Consider the following 10,278-nt stretch of genomic DNA (forward strand, 5'->3'; position numbering starts at 1 on the left):
TCTTCAAACGCAACCACACGTGCTTTCTTAATTGCTTTTGCAACAAGATAAGCGGCGCCGCCAACAGCCATTAGGTAAACTGACTTATGTTGTTTGATTGATTCAACGGTCGCAGGGCCACGTTCTGCTTTACCAATCATGCCCATAATGCCAGTTTCTTCTAGCATCATGTCGGTGAACTTATCCATACGAGTAGACGTTGTCGGGCCAGCAGGACCTACCGCTTCATCACCCACAGCATCAACAGGGCCAACGTAGTAAATGAACTTACCTTTCAGGTCGACGCCTTCTGGTAAACCTTCACCACTTTCAAGCATGCCTTGAATACGCTTATGCGCTGCATCACGACCGGTTAAGATCTTGCCTGATAGAAGAACCGTTTCGCCGGTCTTCCACTCTTGAACGTCTTCTTTAGTAATTTCATCAAGGTTAACAAGGCGTGTATTTGCGCCTGCTTCCCAAGTAATATCTGGCCACTCTTCTAGCTTAGGTGGCGTTAGTTCTGCAGGGCCGCTGCCATCTAATGTGAAGTGTACGTGACGCGTTGCCGCACAGTTCGGGATCAAGCAAACAGGCTTAGAGGCTGCGTGCGTTGGTGCTGTTTTGATTTTCACGTCAACCACAGTCGTTAGACCGCCAAGACCTTGTGCGCCAATGCCCAGTTTGTTTACACGGTTGAAGATATCTAAACGAAGCTCTTCTTCTGCGTTCTCTGGGCCTTTGTCGATAAGCTCTTGGATATCGATGTGTTCCATCAGAGATTCTTTAGCGAGTACCGCGGCTTTCTCAGCCGTACCACCAATGCCTATGCCTAGCATGCCCGGTGGACACCAGCCCGCACCCATTGTTGGTAGCGTCTTCTCTACCCATTCTGCAATATCATCAGAAGGGTTCAGCATAACCATCTTGGTTTTGTTCTCAGAACCGCCGCCTTTTGCCGCGATTTGAATTTCAACTTTGTTGCCTGGAACCATATTAATGTGAACAACCGCTGGTGTGTTGTCTTTGGTATTAATACGCTTACCTGCAGGGTCCATTAGGACAGATGCACGCAATGGGTTATCTGGATTGTTGTAAGCTTGACGAACGCCTTCATCAACCATCTGTTGTACTGTTTGATCCGTTTCCCACCTAACATCCATACCGATGTTCACGAAACAAGTAACAATACCCGTATCCTGACAAATTGGACGATGGCCTTCCGCAGACATACGCGAGTTGATAAGAATCTGAGCAATAGCATCTTTAGCTGCTTGGCTCTCTTCTTTCTCGTACGCTTTTTCTAGGGCTTGGACAAAGTCTAAAGGGTGATAATAAGAAATGTACTGAAGTGCGTCAGCGACACTGCTGATCACATCTTGCTTACGAATAACCGTCATTGCATGCCTCTTTATTGTTCTGGTTCCATGTGGGTTCATCGTTTGGCTATGTGTGCCGAATCGGATTAGATGGTTTAGCTTTTTATTGTGTTGAGCTGTATTTAGTTGCTTTAGCAATCGCTTGCATAGCTGTAAACTAAACCACTTGGATTACTCCGTTCTAATCAAGAACCCATTTTATTTTCAATTTATGATACTCTTGCTTCCTCTCACACGCCATGCAGTGATCGAACTCTTTGTCACAAATTAAACAAATGAATAACAACGAATTTCGCTCTATCCAAATCAAGCCGCTTGAATATCAATCAACTTTAGCTAAACAGCTGTTTTCTCATATTGAAAGCGTGCCGTGGGCAATGCTATTACGGTCGGCCTCAGAAAGCCACGTTGATAGTCGATACGACATTTTAGTTGCTCAACCCATCGCCACCTTCGAGACAATCGGTGCAAAAACGACCGTCAATGTTAATGAGACGTGCGAGGTTTCAGAGTCAGACCCTTTCGAACTACTCGACCAATATCAGCAGCAATTACTACCCGCAATCAGTGAGCACCCTGAACTGCCTTTCGTTGGTGGTGCTTTAGGGTATTTTAGTTACGATTTAGGGCGACGAGTAGAAGCTCTTCCCTCTCTTGCTAAGCGTGATATTTCTGCACCAGACATGGCGGTTGGATTGTATGAATGGGCTGTGATTGTTGATCATAAGCTTAAAGCTGCGTTCCTTGTTGGGCAAAACATTGATACCCATTGGGATTGGTTAACTCAACAACAATCGCCAAGCCAACAAGCAGAACAAGAAGAACAAGAAGAACAAGCAGAACAAGCAGAACAAGCAGAACGAACTCATCAGAAGTTTGGATTAACCACCCCATGGCAATCCAATATGACTGAACAAAGTTATGCCAATAAATTCGATAGCGTTCAAGAGTACTTGTTGTCGGGTGACTGTTATCAGATAAACCTTGCTCAGCGCTTCAATGCCCAATACCAAGGCAGTGAATGGCTCGCTTATGAAAAGTTAGAGAAGTACAACTCAGCTCCATTCTCTGGTTTTATCCGTTTAGCAGGCTGCACCATTCTCAGTGTCTCACCTGAGCGTTTTTTAGAGCTCAATAGTGGCACCATTGAAACCAAGCCGATCAAAGGGACACGTCCTCGTTCTGAAAATTCCATGATTGATGACGCCAATGCACAAGACCTGTTGAATGCTGAGAAAGATCAGGCAGAAAACCTGATGATCGTCGACCTGCTTCGTAATGATATTGGCCGAGTCGCAAAGCCGGGATCGGTTCATGTACCAAAGCTATTCGATATAGAGAGTTTCCCTGCTGTGCACCACTTGGTGAGCACGATAAGGGCAGAGCTTGATGTCCATCATTCAGCACATGACCTATTAAGGGCTTGCTTTCCCGGGGGGTCGATTACCGGCGCTCCAAAAGTTCGCGCGATGCAGATCATTGAGGAGCTAGAGCCTCATCGTCGCTCGGCGTATTGCGGTAGCATTGGTTATATCAGCCGTAATGGCAGAATGGACACCAGCATTACGATTCGTACGTTAGTGGCAGAAAACAATACGCTTTATGCTTGGGCTGGAGGAGGTGTAGTATTTGATAGTGATTGTGCTTCTGAGTACCAAGAGACTCTTGATAAGCTGAGTAGAATATTGCCTGTACTGGCTGATAGATAAATTTAATCTAGATTTATTAAAACGGGTTATTAAAAACAGCTAAAAAGCCAATCTGGAAAGTACTTTAATATTAAAAAAGCTAAGTGGGCAATCACCTACTTAGCTTTTCAATAACACTAGTCTAGAATGTGTATGTCGTCGCCAAATAGAATGAGCCTAGTGTGTGAACGTTAGATAACTCTTTGTTCTTTTCATCTTTCACTTTGATATCAGCTGCTTCCCAATCAATACCTGCACGTAATGCTAGAGCTGGTGCAGCAGGAATTGCATACTCTACGCCCACCCCCATTTTTATACCAGATACGGTTGATGACTTAGTCGCAAAGTATTTATTATTAGCACTGTTTTCAATTTCTGAATTTAAAAAGCTATAACCTAAAAGTGCATAAGGTCGAAGACCAATATCGAACGTATAACCAACATTCGCAGCAACGCTAATTGAACTAAAATCTGTTGTGAATGCTTTTGAACTGCCTACTTTTGTTGTAGACGTTCCATATTTAGTATATTGACCTTCGATACCAATAATACGGTTGATCTGATAACCGGCAATGAGTTTATAAGAAGGTGATTCAGTTTCAGTTGTTGTGGTTTTGCGAGTTATGGCCTTACCAAAACCACCATCATCAAGTTCAGTTGAACCAGCTCCTACTCCGATATAGAAACCATTTGGGTCTTTTTGTGCAGCCACTGCAGATAAAGGTGCAATTAGAGCAAGCGTCACTATCATTTTTTTCATATCGAATCCATTTTTATAGTTTTTCAAACCTCCTTAATATAATTAATAAAAGCGACCAATAAAATAAGTGAACGTATAGCATTGTCAGCTCACTTGTTACATTGACAATATACTCAAGACATTAGAGACAAATCAATAACGTTGCATATTCACTCACTACAAAGGCAATGATATTTATTAGCCCCACTTATTCAGCATTATCACTAAGTCGTTAGCGGTATAGGGTTTACTCAATATATCGTCCATACCAGATTCAATACACAACTCTCGCTCTTCTTTTGTCGTACCAGCGGTTAATGCAATAATTGGTTGGCTATATCCTGAACTTCGCAGTTTCTTCGTCGCTTCAAAACCATCCATGACTGGCATCCGGCAATCCATAAACACAATGTCATACTCATTATTCGACGCTAATTCCAACCCTTCTATACCATTACCGGCAATCGCTGGCTCTATTTCGTATTTGCGTAGCATTTGTTGGATGATGATCTGGTTCATCTTAATATCATCAACCACCAACACTTTAAGCAATGTCAATTCAACCTCAGACTCAAAACCTTTGGCGACACTATCGCGCTCAGCCAGTGTATCGACAACTTGAAGAGGGAGTGAAATGGTAAATGTCGTACCCGAACCAACAATACTGCTCACCTCAATGTCTCCCCTCATTAACGCAGCTAGCTTGCGACAAATCGCTAAACCAAGCCCTGTCCCTTCGTAATTTCGGCTACTTGAGTTATCGGCCTGTGTAAAAGGTTCAAACAGTGTCTTAATAGCAGATTGAGCAATACCAACGCCACTATCCTCAACAGAAAAAATAAATTGGTCGTTAAGCCATTTTATCTCTACGCTCACATGGCCTTGATCGGTGAATTTAATTGCATTGCCGATTAAGTTCACGAACAATTGAGTAATACGCTCTAAGTCACCGTAAAAGTGACTGGGTACCCCAACGGTTACATTGACATCAAACTGGATCTGCTTTTCAAGCGCTCGATTGGTAAAAATACTATCAATGGTATTTTTCAAATCTTGGAGTGCAAATGTTTTGGGAATTAATTCCAGCATACCCGCATTGATTTTACTGTAATCGAGAAGGTCATTAATGATGGTTCTAAGAAACTCACCGGATTGGCTCAAGTTATTCACGATCTCACGTTGAGAACTGCTCAGTTCGGTGTCGCTTATCAACTCCGCACTACCAAGAAGACCATTGAGTGGGGTTCTCAATTCATGGTTAATCATGGCGACAAAGTCACGCGTTGCCCTTTCGGACTCTTCCGCTCGTTTACGTGATTCTATATTTCGGTTAATCGCAAGTTGATGAGTTAACGCACTGCAGATAAGGTCCGTCACTAACAACAGTTGGCTTTGGATGAATTCGTAGTCTTGATCTAACAACCTGACCTGAACGATTAACGCGCCCACAATCACTTTTTCGACCTCTAATGGCACGGTAAGCAAGCAACCTTGCCAATGAGGTTCTTGAATGTCTTTCTCTATTACCTCGACTGTTTCATCACCATAGTCATGGGTTTGTAACTGAGGGATTAGATTGGGGGGTAACACCAAGCGACTGGCTTCAATTAGATAACTGTTAGTTACACTCGCCGTCAATTGGGACAACATCACGTCATCGAGATCACTCCTCAGAAACGCGCGTCCGAAATCAATCAACAGGTTGTCGATTTGTTCTTGGAATTCGATCCGTCGAATATTCGCATTTGAACGCTTTTCTAATTGGCGCAACGCAAGTTCAAGCTGTTGATTGGCCTCAAACAGTTCGAGACTCTTTTGCTCCAACAAGGCTTCAGCCGCTTTCCGTGCTGCTATTTGACGTTTCAGTTTTTTCTCTTGGGCAGATGCCAGATCCATATCACTTTTCTACTTTGAGATTAAACCTAACCACACTTTGGTCATCATTCTGAGGTGTCATTTCTACCACGATGGTTTCACCATGATAGTCAGCACACCCCTCGATTAATCCCAAACAAACGTGAGACATACATCGTGCGCTTTTATAGTCAAAAACAAGTTGCGCTTCGGTCGTGGTGATAAAGCTAAATTGTGGAGGCTCAGCATCTGGGTAGAGCTTCTTCACTTCTACGTGAATGTAACGCTCTACGTGCTGAATAAATTGAAAAGTGGTGTTGCTGTGGGCGAGGCTCGCTTTATTCGGTAATGAGGCCAGTAAGTTCTTAAAAACCGATTGTCCAAAAACACGTTGCAGGCTCGCTGCATCAATCTCGGTTTTCTTACTCAAGTTTATAATCAATCGAACAAGATCTTTGTGGTCGTAACTTCCGACTGATGTGTAGATCCCTTCATCTTCTGACATCTCTAGAACTTCTTCCAAAAGCTCTAACCCAAACTTGTCTTCAACAAGCTCTAAAAATTCGGTGAATATGATTCCTTTCATTTCATACCTTTTCTTCTATTTCTTTTTAGAATGGTCCACTAAGTCATTGTTATCAAATTCTTAAACAGAAAATGTACGTTTCATCACCCAATTTATGACATGGATAACGCTTACTAGTAGAAGTACACATATTCAAATATAGCAAAATCCGTCACTCTTAGAAGATTGGGAACATTTACCTTGAAAAACGCCGCTACCCAGTCCCTTCTTATTTCCAGTTATTGCCGGTACTAACGGAGGAAAGTGAAGGCAAATTCGAAATTGGTAATCAACACACGGTTATGACTATACTTAAAATCATAATAATCAATATATTGGCTTTATATGAACAAAGATAACTTCCTTCAACAATTCCAGCTCAACTCTACCGTTGGCTATCACCCAGAATCCGTTGAGCGCGTTTCACATATCAATGACGATCAATTGCGTAAAGCAGCAGTGGTAGTCGGCTTAGTGGAACGAGAGGATGGTTTACATGTTATTTTTACGAAAAGAGCCGCTCATTTAAAACATCACCCTGGTCAAATCAGCTTTCCTGGAGGGAAACACGAACTCTCCGATCCTTCTATGCAATTCACCGCACTTAGAGAACTTCACGAAGAGGTCGGAATTCGATCGGATCAGGTTAAAATTGTTGGGCAATTACCTACTTTGAGTACCATTAGTAAATTTTTAGTTACACCGATTATTGTAGTGGTCGATTCGGACTATAAACCCATCATCGATGAGAACGAAGTTGCTTCGATTTTTGAGGTACCCGCCACCTATGTTTTAGACCAAGCCAAGTTACACAGCCACACTGTTAACTTAAAAAAAATCAAGCATCGTGTTTTTGCCATGCCCTTCCAAGAGCACCTAATTTGGGGCGTTACGGCTCAAATCATCCAATCACTGCAGCAACATGTAGTGCAACAAATTACATAGAAACTACGTTTTGTTTAATCCTTGTTAACAAACACAGCCTTTTCCATGGAACAGATTTATTAATCCAATTTTACGCAAACGTTTCCCTGGTATAATTCTGTACAACTCCGCCTTTCGCATAAGATTAACTAATAGCAGGCATGAGCATAAATCACCTGTGGCACGCTATTTTCGTGATCAAAAATCCGTTTTTCGCATATCATGTGACACGCCGTTTCATTACATGATTTAGATCTATTTTTTGTAGAAGAAAATTCTGCAGAATTAGCCCCGACTTATTTCCTGTTCCCAAAAAATGAGTAATTTAACATGAACACAACAACTTCTTCGGCAAATGCCGTTACAGATACAAGCAAGTTTAACTATAAAGATTTTACCTGGTGTCTATCACTATTCGGCACAGCAGTTGGCGCTGGTGTACTATTCCTTCCAATCAAAGCTGGTGCGGGTGGTTTTTGGCCACTAGTTATCCTAGCTTTAATCGCGGCACCAATGACTTGGTTCGCACACAAATCTCTAGCTCGTTTCGTACTGTCTTCTAAGAACCCTGAAGCAGATATTACAGACACAGTTGAAGAACACTTCGGTAAGACTGGCGCGAACCTTATTACTTTCGCTTACTTTTTCGCTATCTACCCAATCGTTCTTATCTACGGTGTTGGTATCACAAACACGGTTGACTCTTTCCTAGTAAACCAAATGGGCATGGAATCTATTCCTCGTCCTCTTCTTTCTGGTGCACTTATCCTTGCTATGACAGCAGGTGTTGTATTCGGTAAAGAGCTGATGCTTAAAGCAACTTCAGCAATGGTTTACCCACTAGTATTCATCCTACTAGCATTGTCTTTCTACCTAGTTCCTGATTGGAACACTTCAATGATGGAAACAAGCCCAGAATGGTCAGCAATGCCTTCTATTATCTGGCTTGCGATTCCAATCATCGTGTTCTCTTTCAACCACAGCCCAATCATTTCACAGTTCTCTAAAGAGCAACGTCGTGTGTACGGTGAAGACGCGGTTAAGAAAACTGACGCGATCACTGGCGGCGCAGCAATGATGCTGATGGGTTTTGTAATGTTCTTCGTATTCTCTGTAGTACTTTCTCTATCTCCAGAGCAACTAGCAACAGCGCAATCTCAAAACATCTCGGTTCTTTCTTACCTAGCTAACGTTCATGAGTCTCCACTTATCTCTTACATGGGTCCTCTAGTGGCGTTCGCAGCAATCACTTCTAGCTACTTCGGTCACTTCCTAGGTGCTCATGAAGGTCTTGTTGGTCTAATCAAGTCTCGCTCTGGTTCTTCAATCAGCACGATTGAGAAAGCTTCTCTAGCGTTCATCGTTGTTACAACTTGGATTGTTGCGGTAGTTAACCCAAGCATCCTAGGTATGATTGAAACAATGGGTGCTCCAATGATTGCAGCTATCCTGTTCCTAATGCCTGTATTCGCAATGAACAAAGTACCAGCTATGGCTAAGTACAAAACTTCAGCACCTGTGCAAATCTTTACAGCTTTATGTGGTCTAGCGGCTATTAGTTCTGTAATCTACGGCGCTCTTTAATCTCAAGCCCTTTTTATAAGATGACATTCATCTTATATGGCGAGGTTAGACAAAAAATATAATGATAATAAATGAGCCTCCCTACTCCCCTTGGGAGGCTCTCTTTTTGAGGTAATCGCTATGATTAGTGTATTTGATATCTATAAAATCGGTGTTGGTCCATCGAGCTCACACACAGTTGGACCAATGAAAGCGGGTAAAGAATTTATTGATGACCTACGTTCAATGGGAAAATTGCGCGACATCACTAAAATCACCGTGGACGTATATGGATCACTATCACTGACAGGGAAAGGTCACCACACAGATATCGCAATCATCATGGGTCTTGCTGGCAATACTCCTGAGCGTGTTGATATCGATTCTATTGCAGGCTTCATTGCTCGAGTAGAAGAAACTGAACGTCTACCTGTCGGTATGCACTGTCATACTGTTTCGTTCCCTCGCGACGGCGGAATGAACTTCCACACTAGCAACCTTTCTCTACACGAGAATGGCATGAGCATTCATGCTTGGGTTGATGACGAAGTCGCATATTCAAAAACGTATTACTCAATTGGTGGTGGTTTCATCGTTGACGAAGAGAACTTCGGCAAAGAAGAAGAAAACCCAATTAAAGCACCTTACGAATTCACAACAGCGGAAGAGCTGGTTAATCAGTGTAAAGAAAGTGGTCTTTCTATCAGTACACTGGTTATGAAAAACCAAGCGGCTTTCCACTCAGACGAAGAGTCTCGCACTTACTTCGCTAACATCTGGAAAACGATGCGTGAGTGTATGGATCGCGGTATGAATACTGAAGGTATCCTGCCTGGTCCACTGCGTGTACCTCGTCGTGCAGCAGCACTTCGCCAACAACTGATCACGTCAGAAAAAACAACTAACGATCCAATGACAGTTGTTGACTGGGTGAACATGTTTGCTTTCGCAGTAAACGAAGAGAACGCAGCTGGCGGTCGTGTAGTAACGGCACCAACAAACGGCGCATGTGGCATCATCCCTGCTGTATTGGCTTACTACGATAAGTTCATTCAAACAGTGACAGAGAAAGACTACATCCGTTACTTCGCAGCTTCTGGCGCGATCGGTGGTCTTTACAAGCGTAACGCTTCTATCTCTGGTGCTGAAGTTGGCTGTCAGGGTGAAGTTGGCGTGGCGTGTTCTATGGCTGCTGCTGGTCTTGCTGAGCTTATGGGTGGTAGCCCAGAGCAAGTATGTATGGCTGCAGAAATCGGCATGGAGCACAACCTAGGTCTAACGTGTGACCCAGTTGCTGGCCAAGTACAAGTTCCATGTATCGAGCGTAACGGTATTGCTGCAGTTAAAGCAATCAACTCGACTCGTATGGCACTTCGTCGTTCTTCTGCTCCGACTGTTTCTCTAGATAAAGTTATCGAAACAATGCTAGAAACCGGTAAAGACATGAACGCCAAATACCGTGAGACTTCTCAAGGTGGTTTGGCTGTTAAGGTTGTATGTTAATCAATCTGAATTAACAAACAAATAATAAAAAGGAACGCCGAGGCGTTCCTTTTTTGTATCTGAAATTTGGCGAGGTATTTACTC

General features: G+C 43.0%; 8 protein-coding genes. 4 read left to right on the forward strand and 4 right to left on the reverse strand.

From position 1 onward, the window contains the following. The coding region (locus AB4496_RS04750; RefSeq protein WP_372130643.1) for a fumarate hydratase at positions 1-1,379 on the reverse strand (1,379 nt) is incomplete at its 3' end. A 254-nt stretch (positions 1,380-1,633) separates the two neighbouring features. Between AB4496_RS04750 and pabB the strand changes: the two genes are divergently transcribed. Continuing rightward, positions 1,634-3,067 (forward strand): aminodeoxychorismate synthase component I, encoded by a 1,434-nt coding sequence (pabB, locus tag AB4496_RS04755; RefSeq protein ID WP_102258592.1) that lies wholly within the window; start codon positions 1,634-1,636, stop codon positions 3,065-3,067. Positions 3,068-3,188: 121 nt separating this feature from the next. Here pabB and AB4496_RS04760 read toward each other — a convergent pair whose 3' ends face one another. From AB4496_RS04760 to AB4496_RS04770, 3 genes are all read right to left on the reverse strand, one after another. Then, positions 3,189-3,806, reverse strand: coding sequence for a porin family protein (locus tag AB4496_RS04760; protein WP_102258593.1), 618 nt, complete (start codon positions 3,804-3,806; stop codon positions 3,189-3,191). A gap of 177 nt (positions 3,807-3,983) precedes the next feature. Further along, entirely contained in the window at positions 3,984-5,681 is a 1,698-nt protein-coding gene (locus AB4496_RS04765) for an ATP-binding protein (RefSeq protein WP_102258594.1), read from the reverse strand. Between the two features lies 1 nt (position 5,682). After that, positions 5,683-6,225 (reverse strand): heme NO-binding domain-containing protein, encoded by a 543-nt coding sequence (locus tag AB4496_RS04770; protein ID WP_102258595.1) that lies wholly within the window; start codon positions 6,223-6,225, stop codon positions 5,683-5,685. Positions 6,226-6,549: 324 nt separating this feature from the next. Here AB4496_RS04770 and AB4496_RS04775 point away from each other — a divergent pair, with 324 nt between their 5' ends. The 3 genes from AB4496_RS04775 to AB4496_RS04785 all read left to right on the forward strand — a co-directional run bounded on the left by AB4496_RS04775 (position 6,550) and on the right by AB4496_RS04785 (position 10,194). Next, complete coding sequence (locus AB4496_RS04775) at positions 6,550-7,149, forward strand: CoA pyrophosphatase (protein ID WP_102258596.1); 600 nt, start codon at positions 6,550-6,552, stop codon at positions 7,147-7,149. 309 nt (positions 7,150-7,458) lie between these two features. Then, a complete protein-coding gene (locus AB4496_RS04780) occupies positions 7,459-8,712 on the forward strand; it encodes an aromatic amino acid transport family protein (RefSeq protein ID WP_009847035.1) in 1,254 nt (417 codons plus the stop codon). Between the two features lie 120 nt (positions 8,713-8,832). Continuing rightward, positions 8,833-10,194 carry an L-serine ammonia-lyase gene (locus tag AB4496_RS04785; protein ID WP_009847036.1) on the forward strand — a complete coding sequence of 454 codons (1,362 nt, stop codon included), beginning with the start codon at positions 8,833-8,835 and terminating at the stop codon, positions 10,192-10,194. Positions 10,195-10,278 lie beyond the last annotated feature (84 nt).

The sequence above is a fragment of the Vibrio sp. 10N.222.46.A1 genome (assembly GCF_041473595.1).
GTDB lineage: Bacteria > Pseudomonadota > Gammaproteobacteria > Enterobacterales > Vibrionaceae > Vibrio > Vibrio tasmaniensis_A.